We start from the raw sequence: 25,141 nt of genomic DNA, 5'->3' as shown, positions 1-25,141 counted from the left end.
AGTGCGTCCACCAGTTTTCGCATCGGCACCGTCCTCTGCCATGCTATCACCGCTTTATGCCCAAACCACAGATATTGATGCTCGCGCCGCTTTCCGACGGCGTCGTCTCGGCGCTCGACGAACGGTTCACGTTGCACCGGTTGTGGGAGCAGGACGATCGTGATTCGTTTCTGGCGAAGGTCGGGCCGGATGTCGTTGGGCTTGCCGCGACGACGCTGGCAGGTACGATCGACGCGACATGGCTCGACCGGCTGCCCGCGCTCGAGATCATCGCCAGCTTCGGCGTCGGCTACGATAATGTCGACGCAAAAGCAGCCGCCGCGCGGGGCGTCGTCGTCACGAACACGCCGGGCGTGCTCGACGACGAGGTAGCCGATCTGACCGTCGGATTGCTGCTTGCCACACTGCGGCGCATTCCGCAGGCGGACGCCTTCGTCCGGGCTGGGCGGTGGCCATCCGGCCCCTTCCCGCTTTCGCCGACGTTGCGCGGGCGGCGGGTCGGGATCGTCGGGCTGGGCGCGATCGGCAAGGCGATTGCGCGGCGGCTGGAGGCGTTCGACGTGGCAATCGCCTATCATGGACGTTCGCGACAGGACGGGGTTGCCTATCCCTATCACGAGACGCCCGTCGCGCTTGCGGCGGCATCGGACCTGATGATCGCGATCGTCCCCGGCAATAGCGGCACACGGCATCTGATCGACGCAGCGGTCCTTGCGGCGCTTGGGCCTGAAGGCGTGCTGATCAACGTGGCTCGGGGCAGCGTGGTCGATGAAGCTGCGCTGGTGGCGGCGTTGCAGGACGGCACGATCGGCGGCGCCGGGCTGGACGTGTTCGAGGACGAGCCGCGCGTGCCGCCAGCGCTGCTGGCCATGCCGAACGTCGTGCTGCTGCCGCATATCGGATCGGCATCGGTCGCGACGCGGGCGGCGATGGGGCAGTTGGTGGTCGACAATCTGGTCGCGTGGTTCGACGGTCGTCCGGCGCTGACGCCGGTGGCGGAGACGCAGTCCCTAAACCGGGCGGGTGCCCATCGCTTCGCCTAGGCGGACCGGGCGTTCCGGTGCCCAGTCGGGATTGAAGGCGATCCGGCCGGGTTCGAACAGCATCACGATGGTCGAGCCGAGCAAGAAACGGCCCATTTCTTCGCCCTGTTTCAGCGAGACTTCGCCCGGCGCGTAGGTCCATTCGGCGATCCGGCCGGAGCGTTTCGGATTGACGACGCCGTGCCAGACGGTGGCCATGCTGCCGACGATCGTCGCGCCGACCAACACCATGACGAAACGGCCGTTTTCCGGTGAGTCGAAGAAGCAGACGACGCGTTCGTTGCGGGCGAACAGGTTCGGCACGCCGCGCGCGGTGACCGGGTTCACCGAATAGAGCGAGCCGGGCACATAGATCATGCGCGAGAGCGTGCCGTCGCAGGGCATGTGCAGGCGGTGATAGTCGCGGGGCGAGAGATATAAGTTGGCGAAGTTGCCACGTTGGAACGGTTCGGCGAGGGTGGCGTCGCCGCCAATCAATTCGACCGTATTGAACCAATGCCCCTTGGCCTGGACAATGCGGCCGTCGTCGATCGGCCCGAACTGGCTGATCGCGCCGTCGACCGGACAGACGAAGTTGACACCGGCGAGCGGGCGGACGCCGTCGCGCAAGGGGCGGGTGAAGAATTCGTTGAACGATTTGTAGCTGCTGAGGTCCGGATTGACCGCCTCAGCCATATCGACACCATAGCGCCGGGCGAACCAGCGGATCAGGCGCGGCGTCACCAGCGCCGATTCCGCACGCGCCACCCGGCCCGCAAAGCCGGTCAGGTGGCGTTTGGGCAGGAGGTGCTGGAACAGGATCTTCAGACGGTCGGACATGGGGCCTCGGGAAGCGACGCGCGGATAGCGATGACGTCGCGACCGGCTTTGGCAGGGCGCCCGACGCTAGGCGGGCGGCGCGAGATGTCCAGCGGAAACGCGTGGCGCCGCTGCGCGGTCCGCCCTATAGCCGCGCCCCATGACCATCCTGTCCCGCGTCGCGCGCATCGTCGCCCTTCCGCTGCTGGCGGTTTCGCCCATCGCCCATGCCCAGACCCAGCCGGCGGCGGTGAAGCCGAACAACGCCATCATCCCGCTGCCGCTCAACCCGATCGTCCCGGCCGCGCAGCGGCTGTGTGCGGCGAAGACCGCGTCGGGGCTGGGCTATACCGTGCTGCGTCCCGGCACCGGGGCGAAGCCGGCCGCAAGCGATATCGTGCTGGTCAATTATCTGGGCTATCTGGCGGCGACCGGTGCGGTGTTCGACCAGAATATGCAGTCGCCGCTGCCGATCGATCAGGTCATTCCCGGCTTTTCGCAAGCGTTGCAGACGATGAACCGTACGGCGGTGGTGCGGTTCTGCATCCCCGCCGCGCTCGGCTATGGCGCGCGGGAGGCCGGGTCGATCCCCGCCAATTCCGATCTGGTGTTCCAGGTCGAACTGCTGGATTTCAAGACCGCCGCCGAAGTGCAGGCGATGAACAATCCCCCTGCCCCGGCCGAAGCGCAGCCGGCCACATCGGCCAAGCCGTAAGGCCTGCCTAACCCGTTCGTCCTGAGTAGCCATTGAGCTTGTCGAAATGGCGTATCGAAGGACTGTTTGGGGCAGGTGCTTCGATACGGGTCTTCGTCAGGCTCAGCCCCTACTCAGCACGAACGAGTCAGGGTTTTGTCATCCCACCCTACCGGGCTGCCAGCGTCGGTGCGGCGGCCCCATCGGTCATCCGGATCGGCAGGATGCGACCATCGCGGGCATAGCGGACCCGGTCGACCGCGACCTGCCGTTCGCCGCGATAGGGTTCGGCGCCCTGCGGGTTTTCCCAGCGGTGATAGACGATCAGCCATTCACCGTTCGGCGCCTTGACGAAGCTGTGATGCCCCGGCCCCTTGTGCGTCGCATCGCTGGTCAGGATGGCGCCGCGATATTTCCATGGGCCGACCGGCGAGGGCGCGGTGGCATAATGGACCGAATAGCTGGGGCCGTTGAAGCGGCCATGGCTGTACGACAGGTAATAGGTGCCGCCGCGTTCATGCAGGAACGCGCCCTCGGTAAATTGCGGCGGGTTGGCGACAGGTACCTCGCGCGCGATCGTCACCATGTCGGGTTTGAGTTCCCAGACGCGCAGCCTCGAACCGGCGCTGCCGCCCGCGTAGAGATAGCTTTTCCCCGAACGGGCGTCGTTGAAGACCATCGGGTCGATCGCCTCGAACCCCTGCCCCCCGGTCACCAGCGGACGGCCGCTGTCGCGATACGGCCCCTCCGGCCGGTCGGCGACGGCGACGCCGATCCGGCTGGGGGTGGGGTTCTGGGGGCCGACCGAGAAATAGAGATAATATTTGCCGTTGCGCGTGGCCACGCCCGGCGCCCATAGGAAATGTTCGGGTGCGCCGTCATCCTTGATCCAGCCGATCTGATCGCGGCGGATCAGTTCGCCACGCGGGCGCCAGTTCTTCAGGTCGCGCGTCGAGAAGGCGCCGAACCGGTCGGCGGCCCAGCTACCGCCGGGGCCGCCGGTCGGGAAGACCCAGAGTTCGTTGCCGATGAACATCGCATGCGGATCGGCGCCCTCGAATTGCGGATTGCCGGCTGGGGCGGCGGCGACGCTGGTGAGGAGGATGAGCGGCAGGAACAGATGTTTGCGCATGAGAAGGTTTCCGTGGGTTCGGAGGGTCAACGGACGCGGATTATGTCGCTGGCGGGGCGTTCCAGGCCGTACCCCGGCGGAGGCCGGGGTCCAGTCGGGGAACGTCGATTTACTATCGAGAAGCCTTTCCAACTGGACCCCGGCCTTCGCCGGGGTACGTGGTGCTTCGGGTTAGGTACCCGATCTTGCCAAAAATGTTCTCGAATGGGCGGGCTGGCAAGTCCGGGCGGCCGTGACGCTCGATCACCGACCACCCGTCCCCGCCCTGCCCCCCACGATCAGGAGAACAGGAGACCCGTCAGAAGCGGAAGCGGACGCCGAGCGAATAAACGCGTTCGAGATACTGAATCTGGCGGGTATAGACGTCGCCGGCATCGTTGAACTGGCGGGTCCGCTTTATCGGGTTGCCGAGCAGGTTGACGATATCGAACGCCAGCGTGACGTTCGGCACTGGCGTCAGCGTCGTCGAGAAATCGAGCTGGCCCCGCCCCTTTTCAATCACGGCGCGGGTGCGTGGCGACAAACGGTCCGGCCCAACGTCAAGCGGTTCGATGCTGTAATAGCTGACGAAGTCCGACCGGTAGTTGTACGCCAACCGCGCCGAGAAGAACGAGCGTTCATAAAGGCCGACAAGGTTGCCGGACCATTCCGACACGCCGGTGAACGGCACCCGCGTGCCGGCCACATTGGGCGAAGCGCTTAAGCCCGTGGCGAGGTCGCCGCGCGCGTCAATATAGGTCGCGTTGGCCTGTACGCCGAAGCCGCGCATCCATTCGGGCAGGCTGTCGAAGTCGAGGAAGCTGGTGAAGGCGACCTCCGCCCCGTTGAACCGGGTCTTGCCGGTATTTTCCGGCCGGTCGAAGCGCGACGGGCCATAGCCCAAATCGACCGGGGCGATGGCGACGCGCGAGATGAAGCCCTGCGCATCGCGGCGGAACAGCGCGCCGGTGAGCGAGCCTGTGCGCGAGAAATACCATTCGAGACTGATATCGTAATTGTCCGAGGTCAGCGGGTTCAGATCGGGATTGCCACCCGAAATGGCGCGCAGTCTGCTGTTCGGGTCGTTCGGATTGGGCGGGTTGTTGGGATCGATCACGATCGGCGGTCCAACGGTCAGCGTCGGGTTCAGGTCGAAGAAGTTCGGGCGTGTGCGCGTCTGGGTATAGGCGAGGCGCATCTGCAATTCCTCGTTGAAGCGGACCCGCGCGCTGACGTTGGGCAGGTAATCGGAATATTCGTTTTCGGCGGTAACAGGGCTGAAGGTCGGGTTGACCGGATCGATTTCGACGCGGGCGAAGCCACCGATACGCGTTTTCGTCTTGATCGCGCGCAGGCCGACCAGGCCGTCGACGCTCATCGTCGAGCCGAGGTCGAAGCCGTATTTGATCTGCGCATAGGTCGCGAACGCTTTTTCATTGGCACGGAAATTCTCGGTCGGGTTGAACGCCGGATTGCCCTCCGGCGCGCCGAAGAAGGAACGTAGTTCGGCGATGTTTGCGCGGATGCTCGGTTCGGTAATCGAGGCGAATGTCTTTACCGGGAAAGCATTGTCGAATTTGAACGCCGGGCGGGTCGATCCGACGTCGATGGGTAGCGCAGAGATCGGAATGCGGAGGTTGCGGTAAAATTCCTCGCCGCGCTTCTCGATATAAGGCGCGCCGCGATCGCGATTGGCGTCGCGGTCGTTGTAGCGGAAGCCGACCTTAAATTCCTTGAGGAAGCCGTCGCCCAGATCATATTGCGCGTCGAAGCGGGTCTGAATGTCCTTGCCGCCGACCTTCAGGAATTCCTGGAAGAAGCCGCGGGTCAGGAAATTGGCCGGATCGGTCACGTCGAAATCGACGAAGTTGAAGCTCGGCCCGCCATAATTGCCGCTCGGCGTTTCGAACACGACGTTGCGGGTCGGCGAACTGGCGAACAGATAGTCAATATTGTTCAGATTGAAGGTGTAGGCGCTGTCGGTATAGGCGACATCCGCAGACAGGCGCAGCCGGTCGCGGGTCCAGGTCGCGCCGCCGCCGACCTGATAGGTATCGGTGCGGCCGTTGGCGGAGGTGAAATAGCCGTCGGGCGTGTTGGCGCCGACCACGGTCGCGCTCTGGGCGATGGTCGGGTTGCCGTCGCGGGTGGTCAGGTTGTTGAGGCGGAACGCGTCGCCGCCGAAGATCGGCACGAACATCCACTGGTTGGAATCATGGCCGCGATAGCCCTGATACAGGCCGTCGACATAAATTTCGAGTTCGTTGCTCGGCCGCCACTGGAAGGCGGCATTGGCCGAGGGACGCCAGCGCTTGCCGTTGCTGGTGAAGCGACCCTGCGCGTCGGGATAGCGGACGCCGGCCGTACCGGCATTGGCGGCGCTGGTGGTGCCGATCACCAGCGACTGTTCGCGCGTCGCGTCGAGATAGTTCAGGCCGACATAGGAGGCGTTGACGAGCAGCCCCATCTCGCCGATGCCGGTGTTCCACCGCCCGCTGACCAGGAGGTTGCCGTTCCACGTCAACCCGCCCGATTGCTCCCAATTGACGCCGTTGAGCGAGCCGGAGATTTCGAGGCCCTTGAAGTCGAACGGCCGACGGCCGCGAACGTTGACCTGTCCGCCGATGCCGCCCTCGATCAGGTTCGCGGTGCTCGACTTGTAGACTTCCAGCGCGGCGACGGTGCCGGCCGGGAAATCCTGAATCGCGACGAAGCGCCCTTCGGCGGTGAAGATCTCACGGCCATTATAGGTGGTGCTGATATCGGGCAGGCCGCGAATCTGGACCCCGGCCGCCTCGCCCGCGCCACGCGTCACCTGTACGCCGGTCACGCGCGCAAGGGCGGCGGAGGCGAAGGTGTCGGGGAGCTTGCCGATATCCTCGGCGACGATCGCATCGACGATGCCGTCCGAATTCTGCTTTAACTGCTGCGCCGATTGCAGACTGCGGCGCAGGCCGGTGACGACGATATCGCCATCGTCGGTCGCGCTGTCCTGTTCATAGGGCGCGGGTGCGGTCGGGCTGACCGACTGGTCGGACGGCGTGGTCGGCTTCGGCGTCTCCTGCGCGCCGGTCTGTGCGAGCGCGGTCAGCGGCAACGTGCCGGCGGTGGCGGCCAGCAGCGACGCGGATGCGCGCCAGAAATGCTTGCGGTGCATATTTCCTCCCCAGTTCAAAGCGATGCGGTCTGTCGCCGCCGATTTGTCCGACCTAACAGCGCCGGAAGACGTTCACAATACGAATATATGTGATAATTGGAAACGGTTACGAAAGAAGCGTTTTCGCTCGCTGGCGGCTTCGCGCCGTCGGTCGGGGGAAACGTAAAACGGGAGAGAATGGATGAAGGGATTTGTCGTCGCGCTGCTGGGTGCGACCATGCTGACCATGGCGCCGGCCGAGGCGCGCGATCGCTGGAGCGAGGCGCAGGCCGGGGCTTGGTATGCGAAACAGCCATGGCTGGTCGGCGCGAACTTCACGCCCGCCAGCGCGATCAACCAGCTGGAGATGTGGCAGGCCGAGACATGGGATCCGCAGCGGATCGATTACGAGCTGAACCTCGCGCAGGGCATTGGCATGAACACGATGCGCGTGTTCCTGCACGACCAGCTGTGGACGCAGGATGCGGAGGGCTTCAGGCGGCGGATCGACGAGTTTCTGCAGATCGCGGCGCGGCACAGGATCAAGCCGCTGTTCGTGCTGTTCGACAGCTGCTGGGACCCGAACCCGAAGCTGGGGCCGCAGCATCCGCCGATCCCCGGCGTGCATAATTCGGGCTGGGTGCAGGGGCCGGGCATGGCGGGCCTGCGCGACCGCAGCCGCTATCCGGCGTACAAGGCCTATGTGCAGGGCGTGATCGGCGCGTTCGGGCGCGACGAGCGCGTGCTCGGCTGGGACGTCTGGAACGAACCCGACAATGGCGCCGACCAGTATAAGGGTCAGGAGGGCAAGGAGCCGATGGTCCGCGCGCTGCTGGCGCAGGTGTTCGACTGGGCACGCGATGCCGATCCGATGCAGCCGATCACCTCGGGCGTGTGGATCGGCGACGACTGGACGCCGGGGGGCAAGGCATCGGCGATGGCGAAGCTGCAACTGGCGCAGTCGGACGTCATCACCTTCCACGACTATAGCTGGCCCGAGACGTTCGAAGGGCGCATCCGCCAGTTGCTGCCCTATAACCGGCCGATCATCTGCACCGAATATATGGCGCGCGGGAACGGATCGACGTTCGACGGGTCGCTGCCGATCGCCAAACGCTACAATGTCGGCATGATGAACTGGGGGTTCGTCGACGGGAAGACGCAGACGCGGCTGCCATGGGATAGCTGGCAGAAACCCTATGTGATGGCCGAGCCGACCATCTGGTTCCACGAGGTGTTCCGCGCCGATGGCACCCCCTATCGCACCGCCGAGACCGATCTGATCCGCCGGCTGGCCACGGCGCCCAAGGGGGTGGTGCCGGTTACCCCCGTGGCAGCGCCGGTGCCGCGTCGCCGCCGCTGACGTCCGTCCCGCCCGCCGCCATGAGGGTGTCGGCGGCGGGCGGCTTCTCTAACCTCTTGGTAATTCTTTAACCGTAACCTGCGGCCTTCCACGGGGAGTCGCCGGTGCATCTCTCGATCTCGACCAAGGTAACCGTCGCCTGCGCAACCGTGCTGCTGCCGTCGCTGCTGCTGCTGGCGAGCTGGCTGCACATCGGCGCGGAGGTCGGGTCGTCGGCAGGGCATATCGGCCATCTGACCGAATTGCTGCGCGGGCAGGACCGGCAGGACGCGGCGCAGCGTGCGCTGAGGCTGTCGATCGGTGACGCGACCCGGCTGGCCGAACGGCACGGCACCGTGCCCGAGGCGCAGTGGCAAGCGCTGTCCGCCGAGCTGCGGGCGTTCCGCGCGCTGTCCAACGTCACCGCGACCGATCCGGACCGGTTGCTGCCGGCCGAATTGCGGGCCGCGCTGGCACAGACCCGCAGCGCGACTATGGCGTTCGTGCCGATCGGACAGGCGCTGATCGACACCGCCCGGCGCGATCCCGACGCCATCAAACCGGCGATGCCGCAGTTCCTCGACGCGCTCAAGCGGCTGGAAAGCGAGCGGACCAAGGCGCGCGACGTGCTGGGCCGCGCGATCGGCGATGCCGCCGACGATGCCATCGCGCTCAACCATCGCGGCACGTTCCGCGCGCTGTTGAGTGCCGGGGCCGTGATCCTGACGCTGCTGGTCATGGCGTTGTGGCTGCACCTGCGCGTCATCGAACCGATCACCGCGATCGCCAGCATCCTGCGCGCGTTCCGGGCGGACCGGCCGGTCGGACAGAGCGTGCCCTGTCTGGACCGGCGCGACGAGGTCGGCGACCTGGCGCGGGGCGTTTCCGAATATCACAAGGCGATGGAGGCCCAGCGCAGCGCGCAACGCCGCGTCGATTTCCTCGCCCATCACGACGCGCTGACCGGCCTGCCCAACCGGCTGCTGTTCGAAAACCGGCTGGCCCATGAACTGATCCGCGCGCGACGGACCGGGGAGAAGGTCACGCTGTTCGCGATCGACCTGGACGAATTCAAGAGCATCAACGACCGCTGCGGCCATGCCGGCGGCGACGACGCATTGCGGCGTGCCGCGAAGCTGTTGTCGGGATGCGTGCGCGCCAGCGATCTCGTCGCGCGGATCGGCGGTGACGAATTCGCCATCATCCAGGTCGCGCCGGCGCAGCCCGCCGCCGCCGAGGCGCTGTTGCGGCGCATCTCCCGCGCGACCGAAGCGACGCTGAGCGCCGACGTGCCGATCCAGATGAGCATCGGCGTCGCGATCTCCTCGCCCGATCAGGGCGGCGACGACCTGCACAACCTTGCCGACATGGCGCTGTACCGGGCGAAGTCGGACGGGCGCAACACCGCGCGATTCTTCGATACCGGGCTGTTGGAGGAGGTCAGCCTGCGCAACCGGCTGGGCCGCGATCTGGAACGTGCGATCGATGCGAACCAGCTCTATCTCGCCTATCAGCCGATCGCGACCCCCGAGGGGCGGATCACCGGGTTCGAGGCGCTGTTGCGCTGGACGCATACCGATCTGGGCGACATCCGCCCCGACATCTTCATCCCCATCGCCGAAGCGACCGGGCAGATCGGACGGATCGGGCATTGGGTCGCCGATACGGCGATGGCCGCTGCTGCGCAGTGGCCCGAGTCGATAAAGCTGGCGCTGAACCTGTCCCCGCTCCAGTTCCGCGATGCCGAACTGGCGGGCAGCCTGCTCGATCTCGCCACCAAGCACGGCATCACGACCGACCGGCTGGAACTGGAAGTGACCGAGAGCGCGACGCTGCTCGACCAGCATCGCCACGCCGTGCAGACGACGCTGCGCCGGTTGCAGGCGGCGGGCGCGATCCTGGCGATGGACGATTTCGGCACCGGCCATTCGTCGCTGAGCAACCTGAAGGAATTCACCTTCGACAAGCTGAAGATCGATCGCAGCTTCGTCGCGACGATGCTGTCCGACGATGCGTCCGCGGTGATCGTCAAGGCGACGATCGGTCTCGGCAAGAGCCTGGGCATGTCGATCGTCGCCGAAGGGGTCGAGACCGCCGAGCAACTGGCGCAGCTGCGCGAATGGGGCTGCGACCAGTTGCAGGGATATCATATCGGTCGGCCGATGCGCGTCGTCGATCACCTGCTGGCGCCCGCCGAACTGGCGATCTGACCGACGCGGCCTTGCGCGCCGATCGTTCAGCCGCCAAGCAGCGGCGATGCGCATCGCCCTGTACGAACCCGAAATCGCCGGCAATGTCGGAGCCGTCATGCGGCTGGGCGCCTGCCTGGGCGTCGCGGTCGACCTGATCGAGCCACTGGGATTCGCATGGGACGACCGGCGGGTGCGGCGGACGGCGATGGACTATATCGACCATGTCGCGGTCACCCGACATGCCGGCTTCGATGCGTTCCGATCGGCGGTGGCACCGCCCCGGCTGGTGCTGTTCACGACCAAGAGCGATCGGTCGGCCTATGATTTCGCGTTCCGGGCGGACGACGTGCTGCTGTTCGGCAAGGAAAGCGCCGGGGTTCCGACCGAGATTGCCGGAGCATGCGACGAACGGCTGCGCCTGCCGATCCGGGCCGAGGTGCGGTCGATGAACCTTGCCACCGCCGCGGCGCTGGCGCTGGGCGAGGCGCTGCGCCAGACCGGCGGCCTGCCCAGCTGATGGCGTCGGTTCGCCCGATAGCGTACGTTCGTCGTGCGCGCGGGTCGATCCACGCGTTTGTGCGTTGTCCCGGTATCCGGGATGTTCCCCGACAAGGATGATCGATCGAATGGCGGACAGGCCTGAACTGGAAATCACGCGCCGCGGCGTGTTGGCGAGCGGTGCGATGGGTGCCGCCATTGCGGTGGCACCGGGTGCGGCGGTCGCGCAGAACGCGCCCCAACCACAGGCACCACCGACCATGCCGGTCCGGTTCAAGGTCAATGGCAGGCCGCAAGAGCTGACGCTCGACACGCGGACGACGCTGCTCGATGCGTTGCGCGAGCATCTGCACCTGACCGGCACCAAGAAGGGCTGCGACCATGGCCAATGCGGAGCCTGTACAGTGCTGGTCGGCGGCAAGCGGATCAATTCCTGCCTGACGCTGGCCGTGATGCACGAAGGCGACGAGATCGTGACGATCGAGGGGCTGGGGACGCCCGACAAGCTGCACCCGATGCAGGCGGCGTTCGTCAAGCATGACGGATATCAGTGCGGCTATTGCACGCCCGGCCAGATATGTTCCGCGGTCGCCGTGCTCGACGAGATACGGCGCGGTGTGCCGAGCCATGTGCAGGCGGACCTGGCGAAGCGCCCCGCCGCCAGCAACATGGAAATGCGCGAACGGATGAGCGGCAATATCTGCCGCTGCGGAGCCTATTCCAACATCGCCGATGCGATGGCGGACGTAGCGGGGGCAAAGGCATGAGGGCGTTCACCTATGAACGGGCGAAGGACGCGGTCGAGGCCGCCCGGATCGTCGCCGGTCGTCCCGACGCCAAATTCATTGCCGGCGGCACCAACCTGCTCGACCTGATGAAGCTGGAGATCGAGACGCCGACGCATCTGGTCGACGTACAGGACCTCGGCTTCGACAAGATCGAGAAGACCCGTGACGGCGGCCTGCGGATCGGCGCGCTGGTGACCAACACCGATCTGGCCGCCGACGAGCGGGTGCGGCGCGATTACGGCGTGCTGACGCGGGCGATCGTCGCCGGTGCGTCGGGCCAGTTGCGCAACAAGGCGTCGACCGCCGGCAATCTGCTGCAGCGGACGCGTTGCCCCTATTTCTACGACACCAATATGGCGTGCAACAAGCGCAAGCCGGGGTCGGGATGCGCGGCGATCGGCGGCTATTCGCGGCAATTGGGGGTGATCGGCGTCAGCAACGCCTGTATCGCGACCTTTCCCGGCGACATGGCGGTGGCGATGCGCGTGCTGGATGCCGCGATCGAGACGGTCGATGGCGGCGGACAGCGGCGCACCATCCCAATTGCCGACTTCCATCGGCTGTGGGGCGACCGGCCCGAGATCGACACGGTGCTGAAGCCCGGCGAGCTGATCACTGCCGTCACCCTGCCCCGCCCGATCGGCGGCCGGCATTTCTATGAGAAGGTCCGCGACCGGGCATCCTATGCCTATGCATTGGTGTCGGTCGCGGCGGTCATCCAGCGGGACGGCACCGGGCGCGTCGCGTTCGGCGGGGTCGCCCCCCGGCCGTGGCGGGTCGAAGCGGCCGACGCGCTGCTGCCGCAAGGGGCCGCCGCCGTTACCGCCCGCGCCTTCCAGGGCGCGACCCCGACCAAGGACAATGCGTTCAAGCTGCCGCTCGCGACCCGCGCGCTGGCATCGGTCATCGCGCAAGCCAAGGCGTAATCCATGCAGTTCGACACCCCCGCGACGACCAATCCCATTGACCGGATGAAGGTGGTCGGCCGCCCGCACGAGCGGATCGACGGTCCGCTCAAGACGACCGGTCAGGCACCCTATGCCTATGAACACCGCGCGATCGCGAACCCCGCCTATGGCTATATCGTCGGATCGGCCGTCGCCAAGGGCACGATCCGTTCGATCAATCTGGACGAGGCGCGTGGCGCGCCGGGCGTGCTGACGATCGTGACCGCCCAGAATGCCGGCAAGCTCGGCAAGGGGCAGATGAACACCGTCAAGCTGCTCGCCGGGCCGCAGGTCGATCATTATCATCAGGCAGTGGCGTTGGTTGTCGCCGAGACGTTCGAACAGGCACGCGCTGCTGCCGCACTGGTGCGGGTCGATTATGCGCGCGCAACCGGCAGCTATGATCTGGACGAAGCGCTGAAGTCGGCACCGCTGACCGGTGGCGACAGCGGCGAGGGCAGCGGCGCGCCACCCGTCGACCGTACGGGCAAGTTCGAGGACGCCTTCGCCGCCGCGCCGGTCAAGATCGACGCCGAATATACGACCCCCGACCACAGCCATGCGATGATGGAGCCGTTCGCGTCGATCGCGGCATGGACTGGCGACGAACTGACGCTGTGGACGTCGAACCAGATGATCGACTGGGGACGCGGCGATCTGGCGAGGACGCTCGGCATACCGAAGGACAAGATCACGCTGATGTCGCCCTATGTCGGCGGTGGTTTCGGCGGGAAACTGTTCCTGCGCGCCGATGCGGTGCTGGCGGCACTGGGGGCAAAGGCGGCGAAGCGACCGGTCAAGCTCGCCATGCAACGGCCGATGATGGTCAACAATGCGACCCATCGTCCGGCGACGCGCCAGCGCATCCGGCTGGGCGCGCAGGCCGATGGCACGATCACCGCGATCGCGCACGAAAGCGGGTCGGGCGACCAGCCGAACGGTGGCCCGGAAACGGCGGTCAATCAGACGAAGCTGCTTTATGCCGGGGCGAACCGGCTGACGTCGATGCGGCTGGCGGTGCTCAACCTGCCCGAGGGCAATGCAATGCGCGCACCCGGCGAGGCGCCGGGGATGATGGCGCTCGAAATCGCGATGGACGAAATGGCCGAAAAGCTGCGGATGGACCCCGTCGCGCTGCGCGTCAAGAACGATACGCAGGTCGATCCGGAAAAGCCCGAACGTCGCTTCTCGCAGCGGCAATTGGTGCGGTGCCTGACCGAAGGGGCGCAGCGCTTCGGCTGGTCGCGGCGCAGCGCCACGCCGGGGCAGGTGCGCGACGGCAAATGGCTGGTCGGCATGGGCGTCGCTGCCGCGTTCCGCAATCACGTCAACCGCACGTCGGGCGCCCGGGTGCGGCTGGGTCGCGACGGGGTGGTGACGGTCGAGACCGACATGACCGATATCGGCACCGGCAGCTACACGATCATCGCGCAGACGGCGGGTGAAATGCTGGGCGTACCGGCCGAGGCGGTGGTGGTGAAGCTGGGTAGTTCGGCCTTCCCGGTGTCCGCAGGATCGGGCGGGCAATGGGGCGCGGCCAATGCCACCGCCGGCGTCTATGCCGCCTGCGTCAAACTGCGCGAACAGGCGGCGCAGCGGCTGGGCATCGATCCCGCGACCGCGGACTTCGCCGATGGTAAGGTCAGCGGCGGCGGGAAGAGCGGCGACCTGCGCGCGGCGGCGGCGGGCGGCGAGCTGGTCGGCGAGGACAAGATCGAGTTCGACAAGCTCGACAAGACCTATCAGTTCGCGACCTTCGGCGCTCATTTCGTCGAGGTCGGGGTCGACGCCTATACCGGCATCACCCGCATCCGCCGGATGCTGGCGGTATGCGCGGCGGGGCGGATCATCAATCCCGTATCGGCGCGCAGCCAGGTGATCGGCGCGATGACGATGGGCGCGGGATCGGCGCTGATGGAGGAACTGGCGGTCGACAAGCGCTTCGGCATGTTCGTCAACCACGACCTCGCCAGCTACGAGGTGCCGGTCCATGCCGACATCCCGCATCAGGAAGTCGTGTTCCTCGACGAAGCCGATGAGAAGGCCAATCCGATGAAGGCGAAGGGCGTCGGCGAATTGGGCATGTGCGGGGTCGCGGGCGCGATCGCGAACGCCGTCTATAATGCGACGGGCGTGCGCATCCGCGACTATCCGCTAACGCTGGAAAAGCATCTGGAGCGGTTGCCGCCGATCGTCTGACGGCGGATCAGGGGGTGGCGGCTTTCGCCACCTCCACCGCGTAGATGTGCGTGGCGCCTTCGAAATTGCCGCGGAACACCACCCATTTGGCGTCGGGGGTGAAGGTCATGTTCGGCTCCAACCGGTAGTCGTGTTGGCGCATGTCGACCAGTTTCTCGACCGCCAGCGTGCCGGGAACGATCAGCGCATCGGCATTGGCGGCATGGATGTCGGCGACGTCGGGAATCGCCTGCGGCGTGAATAGATAAAGATATTTGCCGTCGGGGGCATGGGCGACCATCTCGCTGTCGCCGCCGTCCCCCGAAAAGCGTTTGCCGCCCGGCATCTGGTTGTAATGGACCGACCATTGGTTGCGATCGACCTTGTACCAGTGCCGCTTCCCGGTGGTCAGGTCGTAGCCGGCGAGCCAGAACACCTCACCGCGCGGCGTCTGCAGATCGTACCAGATCGTCCGGCCATCGACCGAGAAGAACTCATGGCCGGCAATCTCCATGTTCATCGTGCGCTTGTGAACCAGCGTCTTGCCCGTGCCGTCTGCACGGATGGTCCAGATGCGGTCGACCTTGTGCCACGGTCCTTCGTGGCAATACATGATCTGTCGCGGGTCGGTCGGCGAGAACTGGATATGGTTCAGCCAGTCGGTCGAGGCGGTGACGACGCGGCGCTGCCCGGTGCGCAGATCGATGGTGAAGATTTCCATCGGAATGCCCGCCTCCAGCCGTTCGTTCAGGCGGCGCTCCTTGGCTTCGGCAAAGCTGTAGGGCGTACCGTCGGCGCGAGTGGCGCGATAGTCGGCCTCGCCCGGTCCCACCACGCGGCCGGGCGCATGGCGGTCGTCCTGCCGGGTACCGTCGGGGCGTAATGCGCCTTCGCCCAATGCGACCTGTCCCAGCAGCAGCGTTTCGTCGGCGTTGATCGAGCCGATCGAACCACCGGGCACGTCGGCGACCTTGCGGCTCCGACCGGTATCGATGTCGACCGCATAGATCGACGATGGGCCGCTGGCATCGTTGCGGAGTTGTCGCGCATAATAAGCGGTGCGCGTCCGCCGGCCGGTGAACAGCAGCGTCACGCCCTTTTCGCGGACCAGCGGTTTCATTTCCCACGTCTTGAGGTCCACAGTCGCGATGCCGTCGGGGACGCTGACGACCATTAAGTCGCCCTGCGGCGTGTAGCTGTTCTGGTGGAAATACAGGCTGGTGCTGTCAGGCACCCGACTGATGCGGACGACGCGGTGGCCGGTCAGCCGATCGACCCATTCGGCCGCAGGCTTGGCGAACGCAGGTGCGGCGCTCATCAGCATCGCCGCAAGGCCGAGCAATATCGGGGTCCGCATCGCACTCTCCAAACGCGCTTGTGGATGTTCCACATAGTATGATAGCTCTTCATATGTTGAGCATGATGAAACGGGCGACGCAAGCCCGGACCATGCGAAGGAGAGAGCGCGCGTGATATCCGCCCCACCTGCCAAGCGTCCGGTCCGGCTCATCAACTACCTCGCCTATGGTTCGAACGACGTGCTGGGCGCGGGGTCGATGGCGGTCATTTCCGGCTGGGTGCTGATCTTCTATACCCAGTTTTGCGGGCTGAGCGCGGGACAGGCGGCGCTGATCTTCGCGGTCGCGCGCATCCTCGACGCGATCGCGTCGCCGGTGATCGGCTATCTCTCCGACCATTTCGGCACGACCGCGCTGGGGAGCCGGTTCGGGCGGCGGCGCTTCTTCATCCTGGCCGCCATCCCGCTATTGCCGAGCTTCGCGCTGATGTGGCTGCCGGGCATGACCTTCTGGTATTATCTGGTCAGCTATGTCGGGTTCGAGCTGGTCTATGCGATGGTCATCATCCCGTACGAGACGCTGGCGGCAGAAATGTCGACCGACTATAAGACCAAGGCGAAGTTCGCCGGCTTCCGCATCCTGTTCGGACAAACCGCCGCTATCCTCGCCGGGTTCCTGCCATTGTGGCTCATCAACTATCTCGGCCGGGACAGCGCGCAGACTTTCTTCTACATGGGGCTGATCTTCGCGGCGCTTTTCATGGCGACCGCCGCCTTCCTCTATCGGTTCAGCTGGGAACGCCCCCTGCCCCCGCAAGCCGCCGGACGGCAGAGCGCCGGCGTCGGATCGGCGTTCAAGGCGCTGTACCGCAACCTGTTCTCGACGATGCGGATCCGCGCGTTCCGGCTGCACCTCGGCATGTATCTGGGCGGTTATATCAGCCAGGATATCTTCAACGCCGCCTTCACCTTCTTCGTCATCTTCGCACTGGCCGGTACGACCGCGATGGCCTCGGGGCTGCTCGGCACGATGTATATCGTCCAGTTCGTGGCGGTGGTGATCGCGATCAACCTCGCGCTACGCGCCTCGCCGGCGTTCGCCTATCGGCTGGCGGCAGTGACGTTCGGTTTGGGGGTGATCGTGCTGCTGTCGCTATGGGCAGGCGGAACGACCGCCACCAGCCCGCTAATCTATCTGGCGATCGGCCTTGCCGGGCTGGGCCGCGGGGCGCTGAACTACATCCCCTGGGCGACGTACAACTATATGGCCGATGTCGACGAAATCGTGACCGGGCAGCGGCGCGAGGGCAGCTTCGCCGGGGTCATGACCTTCGTGCGCAAGGCGACGCAGGCAGCGGCGGTGGCGGGCGTCGGCCTCATCATCCAGGCAGGCGGATTCGTATCGGGCGCACAGACCCAGACGCCGCAGGCCATCAATACCATCGCGCTGCTGCTGGGCGTGGGTACGCTCGGCGTGCTGGCGGCGGGCATCCTCGTATCGCTGCGCTTCCGGCTCGATCCGAAGACGCATGCGATCCTGATGGAAGAGATCGAACGGCTGCGCGCCGGCGATACCGCGCCGCCCGATCCGCAGCACAAGGCGGTGGTCGAGGACTTGTCGGGATGGCCGCACGACCGGCTCTGGGGCAATAATCCGGTCGCGGCGAAGCCCGCATGATCTGGGCGGGGCTGCTCGCCCAGGCGGCGGCTACCGCGCCCGTTCCGCTGTGGCGCGACCCGGTGCATGACGGCGCAGCCGATGCATCGACGGTGCACGATCCGGCGACGCGCGAGTGGGTGATGTTCTACACCAACCGGCGTGCGAACCTGGCCGGGGCGGACGAAAAGGACGTGTCATGGGTACATGGCACCGCGATCGGCATCGCTAGGTCGAGCGACGGGGTTCGCTGGCGCTATGGCGGGACGGCGGCGATCCCGGAAAGCTGTACCGGTGCGACGTTATGGGCGCCGGAAGTACAGCGGATCGATGGCCGCTGGCATATGTGGCTGACCGTCGTGCCGGGCGTGTTTCGCGACTGGAACGCGCCGCGCTTCATCGTGCATCTGACCAGCCGCGACCTGAAGCGCTGGGACTGCGGTGAGCGGCTCGATCTGGGGTCGGACCGGGTGATCGACGCCAGCGTCGCGGTGCTCGGGCCGAACCGATATCGGCTGTGGTTCAACGACGAACGCACCGGCAAGTCGATCCGCTATGCCGACAGCAGCGACCTGAAGCATTGGACGGTCAAGGGGACCGTCACCGATACGCCGGGCGAAGGGCCGAAGGCGGTTCGCTGGCGTGGTGCGTGGTGGCTGGTGAGCGATGCGTGGAAAGGGTTGCTGGTCCAGCGATCGGACGACGCGACCCACTGGACGCGGCAACCGGGCTATCTGCTGGCCGAACCGGGCAAGCGACCGACCGACCGGGCGAAAGGGCAGCATCCCGATATCGTCGTGGTCGGCGACCGGGCGTGGATCATCTATTTCGTCCACCAATCGGGCGAGCCGGAAGCGGAAAGCGACCCGCGCTGGCACCGGCGCACGGTGTTGCAGATCGCCGAATTGCGGGAAAAGGATGGCGTTTTGACGATCGATCGCGACGCACCGGTGATGCGGCCGTTGCGATAGGTCAGAGTGCCAACCCCAAATGATACAAGCGGTTGGCGTTGCCAGCGAACATGGCACGGCGTTCGGCGCCGGTGAAGTCGGCGGTGATCGCATCATATGCGCCCAGGGTCGCGGCGAAGCTGCCGAACAATTTGTCGGTCGGGAAATCGCTGGCGACCATCGCGCGGCCGACGCCGAACAGGTCGATCGCGGTCAGCACCAGCGCGCGCGCCTGTTCGAGTGTCCACGGGCGGTGGGTGAAGCCGATGCCCGACAGCTTGATCGCGACCTGTGGCAGGCGGGCCAACGCGCGCAGACCCTCGCGCCATTCGCCTTCCTCGCCGGGCACGCACATGCCCATATGGTTTATCATCACCGGCGTTTCGGGATGGCGTTCGATCAGACGGGCTAGGCCGGAAAACTGGCCGGGATAGGCTTGCAGATCGAAACTCAACCCATGCGCGGCGAGGCGGGCATAGCCCCTGCCCCATGCATCGTCCTGCGTAACGTCGCGGGGGGTGTAGGTCCGACGCGGGTCGGGATGCCAGTTGACGATATGGCGGATGCCGCGGACATTGGGGTGCGCGGCATGCCGGGCCAGCAGCGTATCGACGTCCGGGTCGGACAGATCGGCAAAGGCGACGATCGCGTTCGGCATGGCTTCGCGATCGGCCATCGCCTGTAGCCAGCGCGTTTCCTTCAGCGCGTCGGCGGTGGCGGCACCGGCATCGACATGGACGATGCCGCGCACGTCCCAGTCACCTGCATCGGCGCGATAGTCGTCGAGGAGATATGTCTTCGCGATCGGTTCGACCGAGCCGTTGGGACCGTCATCGGCGAAGGGCGGCGTCAACAACGGGTAGCGGATATGGTCGGGGTCCCAGAGATGGACATGGGCATCGACGAAGGGGAGTTTGTTCATGGTTTATGCTCCCGGTTGATCGTTCATCCCCCGTTACCCTACCCCCCCGTTTGCTTCGAGCGGAGGTTCGAGCCTGTCGAGAACCGTAGTCGAGAAGGCGGTTCCCCAAAGCGGGCCGTTCTCGACAGACGCTTCTCGACAGGCTCGAAGCTGCTCGAACCCAACGGGACTGCGGATAACGGGTCCTAGTAGGTCGTCCGCCCACCCGACGTGTCGAACACCGATCCGGTCGTGAAGCTGCATTCCTCGCTGGCCATGAAGCAGACCATCGCCGCGCTTTCGTCGACTTCGCCCAGCCGTCCCATCGGGATTTTCGAGCGCATGTAATCGACCTGACTCTGCGGCAACTGAGCGAGGATCGGGCTTTCGAACGTCGCCGGGGTCAGCGCGTTGGCGATGACGCCCTTGCCCGCCAGTTCCTTGCCGAGCGACTTGGTGAAGCCGATCACCCCCGCCTTGGTCGCCGAATAGGCGCTGGCATTGGGGTTGCCTTCCTTGCCCGCGACCGATGCGACGTTGACGATCCGGCCATAGCCATTCGCCAGCAGGTGCGGCACGACTGCGCGGTTGCAGTAGAACAGGCCGTTCAGGTTGACGTTCACGACCTGCAGCCAGCTGTCGATCGGAAATTCGTGGACCGGCACCGTCGCGCCGGTGATGCCTGCCGAGCAGATCAGGATATCGACCTTGCCCAGCGCGGCCATGCTTTCCGACGCAGCGGCGGCGACCGCCGCTGCGTCGGAAACATCGAGACGGACGCCGTGCAGGCCGGCACGTTCACAGGTCTCCTCCAGCGCAGGGTTCATGTCCCACACCGACACTTGACCGCCTTCCGCGACAATCCGCTCGGCAACGGCAAGGCCAAGCCCCGATGCGCCGCCGGTGATGATCGCGTTCCGCCCGGCGAACCGCCCCGAATAGGTCGTCATCCGAACACCGCATCGCCAAGGTTGCGCCATTCGACGACCTGCTGATTCTGTTCGCCGAGACCGGCGATGCCCAGCTTCATCGTGTCGCCGGCCTTCAGATAGATGGCGTTCGGCTTCTTGCCCTCGCCCACGCCCGGCGGGGTACCGGTGATCATCACGTCGCCCGGATAGAGGGTGATATACTCGCTGACGTACGAGATGAGTTCGGCGACGTCGAAGATCATCGTCTTCGTGTTGCCGGTCTGCATCCGCTCGCCATTGACGTCGAGGAACATGTCGAGATTCTGATGGTCGCCCGCCTCGTCCGGGGTCACCAGCCACGGACCGAGCGGACAGAAGCTGTCATGGCCCTTGCCCTTCGACCATTGGCTGCCGCGCTGCTTCTGATTGAAGCGTTCGGACACGTCGTTGGCGATGGCGAAGCCGGCGACATGCGACAGCGCTTCTTCCTTCGCCACGTAGCGCGCGGTCTTGCCGATCACGACGGCCAGTTCGACTTCCCAGTCGGTGTGGGTCGAGCCCCGGGGGATCATCACTTCATCGTTCGGCCCGGTCAACGACGACAGCGCCTTCATGAACATCATCGGCTCGGCCGGGACCGGCAGGTTCGATTCGGCGGCGTGGTCGGCGTAGTTCAGCCCGATCGCGACGATCTTGCCAATGCCGGCGACCGGCACGCCGTAACGCGGCGCGCCATTGACGACCGGCAGTGCGTCGACATCGACCTTCAGCCCGGCGATGCTGGCGACGGTGATATCGTCGACCACGCCCGACAAGTCGCGGATCTGGCCGTTCGCATCGACGATGCCGGGCTTTTCATTGCCCTGGGTTCCATAGCGGCAGAATTTCATGGGTAGCTCTCTCAGTGTTCGAAGGGACGGTGCATGGTCAGGTCGCGGTTCAGTTCGACGCCGAAGCCCGGGGCATCGAGCCGCGAAGTCCGCATCCGTCCGTTCTCCGGAATCGGTTCGCCGATCAACTGTGGATGGAACATCGGCTGCACGTGATCGGCCTCGGGTGCCATCATCAGATATTCGGCGAAGGGCGAATTGTGGCGCGTGACCACGAAATGATAGCTGTAGACCGACGATCCGTGCGGCACGACCAGCTTGCCGCGCGCATCGGCCAGCGCCGAAATCTTGAGCAATTCGGTCACGCCGCCGCACCAGCCGACATCGGGCTGGATAATGTCGCAACAGTCCATATCCATCAGCATGCGGAAGCCCCAGCGGGTCGCCTCATGTTCGCCTGTGGTGACCAGCATGCCGCGCGGCACGTTGCGCTTCAGTTCGGCATAGCCCCAATAATCGTCGGGGCTGATCGCCTCCTCGATCCATTTCAGGCCGTGCTCGTGCGCGGCATGGGCAAGGCGCGTCGCATAATCGACGTCCAATGCCATCCAGCAATCCCACATCAGCCAGAAATCCGGCCCGACGCGCGACCGCATCTCGGCCAGTTCGGCGATGTTCTTCTTCAATCCCTCGACACCCTCGGCCGGGCCGTGGTGCAGCGGCATCTTGCCGCCGATGAAGCCCATCTCCTTGGCAAGATCGGGGCGGGCGCCGGTCGCATAGAATCGCAGTTCATCGCGGACCGCGCCGCCCAGCATCTGATAGACCGGTTCGTCGCGCAGCTTGCCGAGCAGGTCCCATAGCGCGAGGTCGACGCCCGAAATGGCGTTCACGACCAGTCCCTTGCGCCCATAATATTGGGTCGAGAAATACATCTGGTCCCAGATCTTCTCATATTCGGTGGGCGAGCGCCCTTCGAGGAAGCGGGCGAGATGCTTCTCGACGATGAAGCAGGCGGGCTCGCCGCCGGTCGTCACCGCGAACCCGATCGTGCCGTCCTCCGCCTCGATCTCGACGATCAGCGTGCCGAGCACGTTGATGCCGAAGCTTTGCCGCGACTGGCGATATTCGGGATAGCGGCTCATCGGGGTCGCGATGTGATCGTCGATCCAGTGATAGCCCTGCTGATCGTGATAATCCGCCCCGCCGCCGCGCACGGTGAACGCGCGGACTTGTTTGATCCTGGGAAGCGCCGCCTTCATTGCCACCACCTTCGTTGGGCGAACGGCCACCACGGGCCCACCGCCGACTGATCCGAAATCCGCACACGCCAAATACCATCATGTGGTATGAAGCCGACGCCATGCGGTCTGAAATGTTGGAAACCCCCGCTGCGGGAAATCCCGCAAACATCCGCTCCGACTGGTTTACTTTCTCACTTTATGGGATAGGATGCTACTAGATGAGACAGAAACCGTCAAACGAAGAATCGTCGATTACCGCCGACGGCGATGCCGAGCCGAAGGGTGCGGGCAAGGCGCAGGGCAGCCAGACACTCGTGCGCGGCCTGGACCTGCTCGATCAGGTAATTGACGGACCCGTGAAGCTCGCTGAACTGTCGCAACGCATGGGGCTGACGCGATCTACGACGCACCGGCTGGCCAATGCGTTGATCGACCGCGGTTTTCTGACTTTCCTGCCGCGCGAAGGCTATCTGCTGGGGCCGAAGCTGTTGCAGCTCGGCTTCCTTGCGCAGGGGCAGGCCGATATCGTCCAGATCGCCCGGCCGCGGATCGAGGAACTCGCCAGCCAGACCGAGGACACCGTCCATTTCGGTCGCCTTGACAGCGACCTGGCGCTGTATCTCGACAAAATTCCTGGCCGTCGCCGCGTCGACATCTCCAGCCGGATCGGCGATCGCCAGCCGCTATCGTCGACCGGTCTGGGCAAGGCGCTGCTGCTCGACGATTCGGAGGCGCGCTGGACCGCGATTTTCGAGGCGGAGCATCCGCCTAGCACCCGCCGCCCTGACTTCGACGTCTGGATGGAACGGATGCGCGGCTATGTCGCCAGCGGCCATGCCTATGACCTTGAGGAAAACGAGGATCTGATCCGCTGCGTCGCCGCCCCGGTGCGCGATGCGTCGGGCAGGATTGTCGGCGCGATCAGCGTATCGAGTGCCGCGCAATATATGGACGACGACCGCATGCAGACGCTGAGCGTCGACGTGCGCGGCACCGCCGAACGGATCAGCCGCGATCTGGGCTGGTCCCCCGATACACAGGCGCTGCAAAAGCGTCGCAAGCGATGAGAGGATTGGCATGAAGCTGTTGGAAGGCAAGACGGTATTGGTGACCGGCGCATCGACCGGTATCGGTCGCGCGGCGGCGATCGGCGCGGCACAGCATGGTGCGAACGTCGTCATCAACTATCACAGCCGCGACGACGATGCCGAAGCCTGCATCGCCGCGATCGAGGCGACCGGGCAACGCGGGCTGGCGATCAAGGGTGACGTCGCCGAGGCGGCAACCGCGACCGATTTCGTGGGGAAGGCCGTTGCCGAGTTCGGCCGGGTCGACGTGATGGTGTCGAACGCCGGCATCTGCCCGTTCCACAGCTTCCTCGACATGCCGGCCGAGACGCTCGAGCGGACGCTGCGCGTCAACCTGCACGGGGCCTATTATATGTGTCAGGCAGCGGCGAAGCGCATGGTCGATCAGGGCGATGGCGGCGCGATCGTCGCGGTGTCGTCGATCTCCGCGCTGGTCGGCGGCGAGTATCAGACGCACTACACCCCGACCAAGGCGGGCGTGCATTCATTGATGCAGTCGACCGCGATCGCGCTGGGGCGGCATGGCATCCGCTGCAATTCGGTGCTGCCGGGCACGATCCTGACCGAGATCAACAAGGACGACCTCGCCGACGAAGCCAAGCGCAAGTACATGGAACAGCGCGTGCCGCTCGGCCGCCTTGGCCAGCCCGAGGATATGGTCGGGCCGATCGTGTTCCTTGCCTCCGACATGGCGGCCTATGTCACCGGCGCGGCGCTGCTGGTCGATGGCGGCATGTTCGTGAACCTGCAATGAGGTCGCTCGCGCTCGCCCTCTCCTTACTGACGGCCTGTCCGGCAGCGGCGGAAACGATCTTCATCGCCGGCGACTCGACCGCGCAGACCTATAAGGACGATCGGTATCCGCAGACCGGATGGGGACAGATGCTGCCCTGCGGCCTAACCGGCGACGTGCAGGTCGAGAACCGGGCGATGGGCGGCCGTTCAACCAAAAGCTTCATCGCCGAGGGGCGGTGGGACAAGATCATGGCCGATGTGAAGCCCGGCGATGTCGTGCTGATTCAGTTCGGTCATAACGACGCCAGCCAGAACAAGCCGGAACGCTACGCCCCTGCCGCGACATTGTACCGCGACAATCTGTTGCGGATGGTGTGGGAGACGAAGGGGCATGGCGCGACGCCGATCCTGATCACGCCGGTCACCCGGCGGTCATTCGGCGTTGACGGCAAGACCAAGGCGGACTTTGCGGCCTGGTCGGCGGTGGTGCGCGATATCGCCGCGACGACGGGGACGCAGTTGATCGACCTCGAAGCGTCGTCGCGCGACTGGGTCGATGGCAAGGGGGTCGAGGGGTCTAAGGCGCTGTTCCTCCATTACCCCGCCGGACGCTGGCCGGGGTTCAAGGACGGGATCGACGACGATACCCATTTCAGCGAACTGGGTGCGCGCGGTGTGGCCAATCTCATTGCGGGCGATCTGGCGCGGACCGGACTGCCGGTCGCGGCGAAGGTCGCGAAAGATCGTCCCGACCTGTCGCGGACGACGCCGTTGGGTAAGATGGGATGTCGGTGATGCGCT

General features: G+C 65.5%; 21 protein-coding genes. 13 read left to right on the top strand and 8 right to left on the bottom strand.

Features of this window, described 5'->3' with window-relative positions; all coding sequences use genetic code 11:
- Nucleotides 1-56 precede the first annotated feature (56 nt).
- Nucleotides 57-1,043 (top strand): 2-hydroxyacid dehydrogenase, encoded by a 987-nt coding sequence (locus tag ACZ1JS_RS05320; RefSeq protein WP_465168034.1) that lies wholly within the window; start codon nucleotides 57-59, stop codon nucleotides 1,041-1,043.
- On the opposite strand, the gene asd is transcribed toward ACZ1JS_RS05320, so the two are convergent.
- Nucleotides 1,011-1,862 carry an archaetidylserine decarboxylase gene (asd, locus tag ACZ1JS_RS05315; RefSeq protein ID WP_465168033.1) on the bottom strand — a complete coding sequence of 284 codons (852 nt, stop codon included), beginning with the start codon at nucleotides 1,860-1,862 and terminating at the stop codon, nucleotides 1,011-1,013. The genes ACZ1JS_RS05320 and asd overlap by 33 nt on opposite strands.
- Before the next feature lie 139 nt (nucleotides 1,863-2,001).
- On the opposite strand from asd, the gene ACZ1JS_RS05310 reads away from it, so the two are divergent.
- On the top strand, nucleotides 2,002-2,556 hold the full coding sequence (locus ACZ1JS_RS05310; RefSeq protein ID WP_465168032.1) for an FKBP-type peptidyl-prolyl cis-trans isomerase: 555 nt from the start codon (nucleotides 2,002-2,004) through the stop codon (nucleotides 2,554-2,556).
- Between the two features lie 148 nt (nucleotides 2,557-2,704).
- Here the strand turns inward: ACZ1JS_RS05310 and ACZ1JS_RS05305 are convergent, their stop codons facing one another.
- Both ACZ1JS_RS05305 and ACZ1JS_RS05300 read right to left on the bottom strand, forming a co-directional pair.
- Nucleotides 2,705-3,667: a family 43 glycosylhydrolase gene (locus ACZ1JS_RS05305; RefSeq protein WP_465168031.1), complete on the bottom strand. Its 963-nt coding sequence runs from the start codon at nucleotides 3,665-3,667 to the stop codon at nucleotides 2,705-2,707.
- Between the two features lie 298 nt (nucleotides 3,668-3,965).
- Entirely contained in the window at nucleotides 3,966-6,803 is a 2,838-nt protein-coding gene (locus ACZ1JS_RS05300) for a TonB-dependent receptor (protein ID WP_465168030.1), read from the bottom strand.
- 181 nt (nucleotides 6,804-6,984) lie between these two features.
- Here ACZ1JS_RS05300 and ACZ1JS_RS05295 point away from each other — a divergent pair, with 181 nt between their 5' ends.
- From ACZ1JS_RS05295 to paoC, 6 genes are all read left to right on the top strand, one after another.
- Nucleotides 6,985-8,145: a glycoside hydrolase 5 family protein gene (locus tag ACZ1JS_RS05295; RefSeq protein WP_465168029.1), complete on the top strand. Its 1,161-nt coding sequence runs from the start codon at nucleotides 6,985-6,987 to the stop codon at nucleotides 8,143-8,145.
- 104 nt (nucleotides 8,146-8,249) lie between these two features.
- Nucleotides 8,250-10,334 carry a putative bifunctional diguanylate cyclase/phosphodiesterase gene (locus ACZ1JS_RS05290; RefSeq protein ID WP_465168028.1) on the top strand — a complete coding sequence of 695 codons (2,085 nt, stop codon included), beginning with the start codon at nucleotides 8,250-8,252 and terminating at the stop codon, nucleotides 10,332-10,334.
- Nucleotides 10,335-10,380: 46 nt separating this feature from the next.
- Complete coding sequence (locus ACZ1JS_RS05285; RefSeq protein ID WP_465168027.1) at nucleotides 10,381-10,833, top strand: tRNA (cytidine(34)-2'-O)-methyltransferase; 453 nt, start codon at nucleotides 10,381-10,383, stop codon at nucleotides 10,831-10,833.
- 109 nt (nucleotides 10,834-10,942) lie between these two features.
- The gene (paoA, locus tag ACZ1JS_RS05280) at nucleotides 10,943-11,581 is read left to right on the top strand and encodes an aldehyde dehydrogenase iron-sulfur subunit PaoA (RefSeq protein WP_465168026.1); all 639 of its coding nucleotides are present in this window, start codon (nucleotides 10,943-10,945) and stop codon (nucleotides 11,579-11,581) included.
- Complete coding sequence (locus tag ACZ1JS_RS05275) at nucleotides 11,578-12,528, top strand: FAD binding domain-containing protein (RefSeq protein WP_465168025.1); 951 nt, start codon at nucleotides 11,578-11,580, stop codon at nucleotides 12,526-12,528. The genes paoA and ACZ1JS_RS05275 overlap by 4 nt, the downstream gene beginning before the upstream one ends.
- A gap of 3 nt (nucleotides 12,529-12,531) precedes the next feature.
- On the top strand, nucleotides 12,532-14,748 hold the full coding sequence (paoC, locus tag ACZ1JS_RS05270; protein WP_465168024.1) for an aldehyde oxidoreductase molybdenum-binding subunit PaoC: 2,217 nt from the start codon (nucleotides 12,532-12,534) through the stop codon (nucleotides 14,746-14,748).
- 7 nt (nucleotides 14,749-14,755) lie between these two features.
- On the opposite strand, the gene ACZ1JS_RS05265 is transcribed toward paoC, so the two are convergent.
- A complete protein-coding gene (locus ACZ1JS_RS05265; protein WP_465168023.1) occupies nucleotides 14,756-16,084 on the bottom strand; it encodes an oligogalacturonate lyase family protein in 1,329 nt (442 codons plus the stop codon).
- A gap of 112 nt (nucleotides 16,085-16,196) precedes the next feature.
- Between ACZ1JS_RS05265 and ACZ1JS_RS05260 the strand changes: the two genes are divergently transcribed.
- Both ACZ1JS_RS05260 and ACZ1JS_RS05255 read left to right on the top strand, forming a co-directional pair.
- Complete coding sequence (locus tag ACZ1JS_RS05260; protein ID WP_465168022.1) at nucleotides 16,197-17,702, top strand: MFS transporter; 1,506 nt, start codon at nucleotides 16,197-16,199, stop codon at nucleotides 17,700-17,702.
- Nucleotides 17,699-18,652 carry a glycoside hydrolase family 43 gene (locus ACZ1JS_RS05255; protein WP_465168021.1) on the top strand — a complete coding sequence of 318 codons (954 nt, stop codon included), beginning with the start codon at nucleotides 17,699-17,701 and terminating at the stop codon, nucleotides 18,650-18,652. Before ACZ1JS_RS05260 ends, ACZ1JS_RS05255 begins: the two co-directional genes overlap by 4 nt.
- Nucleotide 18,653: 1 nt before the next feature.
- Here ACZ1JS_RS05255 and ACZ1JS_RS05250 read toward each other — a convergent pair whose 3' ends face one another.
- The 4 genes from ACZ1JS_RS05250 to rhmD form a co-directional block, all read right to left on the bottom strand.
- On the bottom strand, nucleotides 18,654-19,553 hold the full coding sequence (locus tag ACZ1JS_RS05250; RefSeq protein ID WP_465168020.1) for an amidohydrolase family protein: 900 nt from the start codon (nucleotides 19,551-19,553) through the stop codon (nucleotides 18,654-18,656).
- Nucleotides 19,554-19,738: 185 nt separating this feature from the next.
- Nucleotides 19,739-20,482 carry an SDR family NAD(P)-dependent oxidoreductase gene (locus ACZ1JS_RS05245; protein WP_465168019.1) on the bottom strand — a complete coding sequence of 248 codons (744 nt, stop codon included), beginning with the start codon at nucleotides 20,480-20,482 and terminating at the stop codon, nucleotides 19,739-19,741.
- Nucleotides 20,479-21,333 (bottom strand): 2,4-didehydro-3-deoxy-L-rhamnonate hydrolase, encoded by an 855-nt coding sequence (locus tag ACZ1JS_RS05240; RefSeq protein ID WP_465168018.1) that lies wholly within the window; start codon nucleotides 21,331-21,333, stop codon nucleotides 20,479-20,481. Before ACZ1JS_RS05240 ends, ACZ1JS_RS05245 begins: the two co-directional genes overlap by 4 nt.
- A gap of 11 nt (nucleotides 21,334-21,344) precedes the next feature.
- Complete coding sequence (rhmD, locus tag ACZ1JS_RS05235) at nucleotides 21,345-22,535, bottom strand: L-rhamnonate dehydratase (RefSeq protein WP_465168017.1); 1,191 nt, start codon at nucleotides 22,533-22,535, stop codon at nucleotides 21,345-21,347.
- Between the two features lie 200 nt (nucleotides 22,536-22,735).
- On the opposite strand from rhmD, the gene ACZ1JS_RS05230 reads away from it, so the two are divergent.
- From ACZ1JS_RS05230 to ACZ1JS_RS05220, 3 genes are read left to right on the top strand one after another with little or no spacing between them, the layout of a single operon-like run.
- Complete coding sequence (locus tag ACZ1JS_RS05230; protein ID WP_465168016.1) at nucleotides 22,736-23,584, top strand: IclR family transcriptional regulator; 849 nt, start codon at nucleotides 22,736-22,738, stop codon at nucleotides 23,582-23,584.
- A 10-nt stretch (nucleotides 23,585-23,594) separates the two neighbouring features.
- Nucleotides 23,595-24,359, top strand: coding sequence for an SDR family NAD(P)-dependent oxidoreductase (locus tag ACZ1JS_RS05225; protein ID WP_465168015.1), 765 nt, complete (start codon nucleotides 23,595-23,597; stop codon nucleotides 24,357-24,359).
- Entirely contained in the window at nucleotides 24,356-25,135 is a 780-nt protein-coding gene (locus ACZ1JS_RS05220; protein WP_465168014.1) for a rhamnogalacturonan acetylesterase, read from the top strand. Before ACZ1JS_RS05225 ends, ACZ1JS_RS05220 begins: the two co-directional genes overlap by 4 nt.
- Nucleotides 25,136-25,141 lie beyond the last annotated feature (6 nt).

The sequence above is a fragment of the Sphingomonas sp. BL-S-05 genome (assembly GCF_055521695.1).
The sequence above is the reverse complement of the archived record's forward strand: the minus strand, read 5'-3'. Positions and strand labels throughout refer to the sequence as shown.

Coding starts and splice junctions, on each gene's coding strand:
- ACZ1JS_RS05320 (WP_465168034.1), top strand. CDS start 57: ATGCCCAAACCACAGATATTGATGCTCGCGCCGCTTTCCGACGGCGTC.
- asd (WP_465168033.1), bottom strand. CDS start 1,862: ATGTCCGACCGTCTGAAGATCCTGTTCCAGCACCTCCTGCCCAAACGC.
- ACZ1JS_RS05310 (WP_465168032.1), top strand. CDS start 2,002: ATGACCATCCTGTCCCGCGTCGCGCGCATCGTCGCCCTTCCGCTGCTG.
- ACZ1JS_RS05305 (WP_465168031.1), bottom strand. CDS start 3,667: ATGCGCAAACATCTGTTCCTGCCGCTCATCCTCCTCACCAGCGTCGCC.
- ACZ1JS_RS05300 (WP_465168030.1), bottom strand. CDS start 6,803: ATGCACCGCAAGCATTTCTGGCGCGCATCCGCGTCGCTGCTGGCCGCC.
- ACZ1JS_RS05295 (WP_465168029.1), top strand. CDS start 6,985: ATGAAGGGATTTGTCGTCGCGCTGCTGGGTGCGACCATGCTGACCATG.
- ACZ1JS_RS05285 (WP_465168027.1), top strand. CDS start 10,381: ATGCGCATCGCCCTGTACGAACCCGAAATCGCCGGCAATGTCGGAGCC.
- paoA (WP_465168026.1), top strand. CDS start 10,943: ATGGCGGACAGGCCTGAACTGGAAATCACGCGCCGCGGCGTGTTGGCG.
- ACZ1JS_RS05275 (WP_465168025.1), top strand. CDS start 11,578: ATGAGGGCGTTCACCTATGAACGGGCGAAGGACGCGGTCGAGGCCGCC.
- paoC (WP_465168024.1), top strand. CDS start 12,532: ATGCAGTTCGACACCCCCGCGACGACCAATCCCATTGACCGGATGAAG.
- ACZ1JS_RS05265 (WP_465168023.1), bottom strand. CDS start 16,084: ATGCGGACCCCGATATTGCTCGGCCTTGCGGCGATGCTGATGAGCGCC.
- ACZ1JS_RS05255 (WP_465168021.1), top strand. CDS start 17,699: ATGATCTGGGCGGGGCTGCTCGCCCAGGCGGCGGCTACCGCGCCCGTT.
- ACZ1JS_RS05250 (WP_465168020.1), bottom strand. CDS start 19,553: ATGAACAAACTCCCCTTCGTCGATGCCCATGTCCATCTCTGGGACCCC.
- ACZ1JS_RS05245 (WP_465168019.1), bottom strand. CDS start 20,482: ATGACGACCTATTCGGGGCGGTTCGCCGGGCGGAACGCGATCATCACC.
- ACZ1JS_RS05240 (WP_465168018.1), bottom strand. CDS start 21,333: ATGAAATTCTGCCGCTATGGAACCCAGGGCAATGAAAAGCCCGGCATC.
- rhmD (WP_465168017.1), bottom strand. CDS start 22,535: ATGAAGGCGGCGCTTCCCAGGATCAAACAAGTCCGCGCGTTCACCGTG.
- ACZ1JS_RS05230 (WP_465168016.1), top strand. CDS start 22,736: ATGAGACAGAAACCGTCAAACGAAGAATCGTCGATTACCGCCGACGGC.
- ACZ1JS_RS05225 (WP_465168015.1), top strand. CDS start 23,595: ATGAAGCTGTTGGAAGGCAAGACGGTATTGGTGACCGGCGCATCGACC.
- ACZ1JS_RS05220 (WP_465168014.1), top strand. CDS start 24,356: ATGAGGTCGCTCGCGCTCGCCCTCTCCTTACTGACGGCCTGTCCGGCA.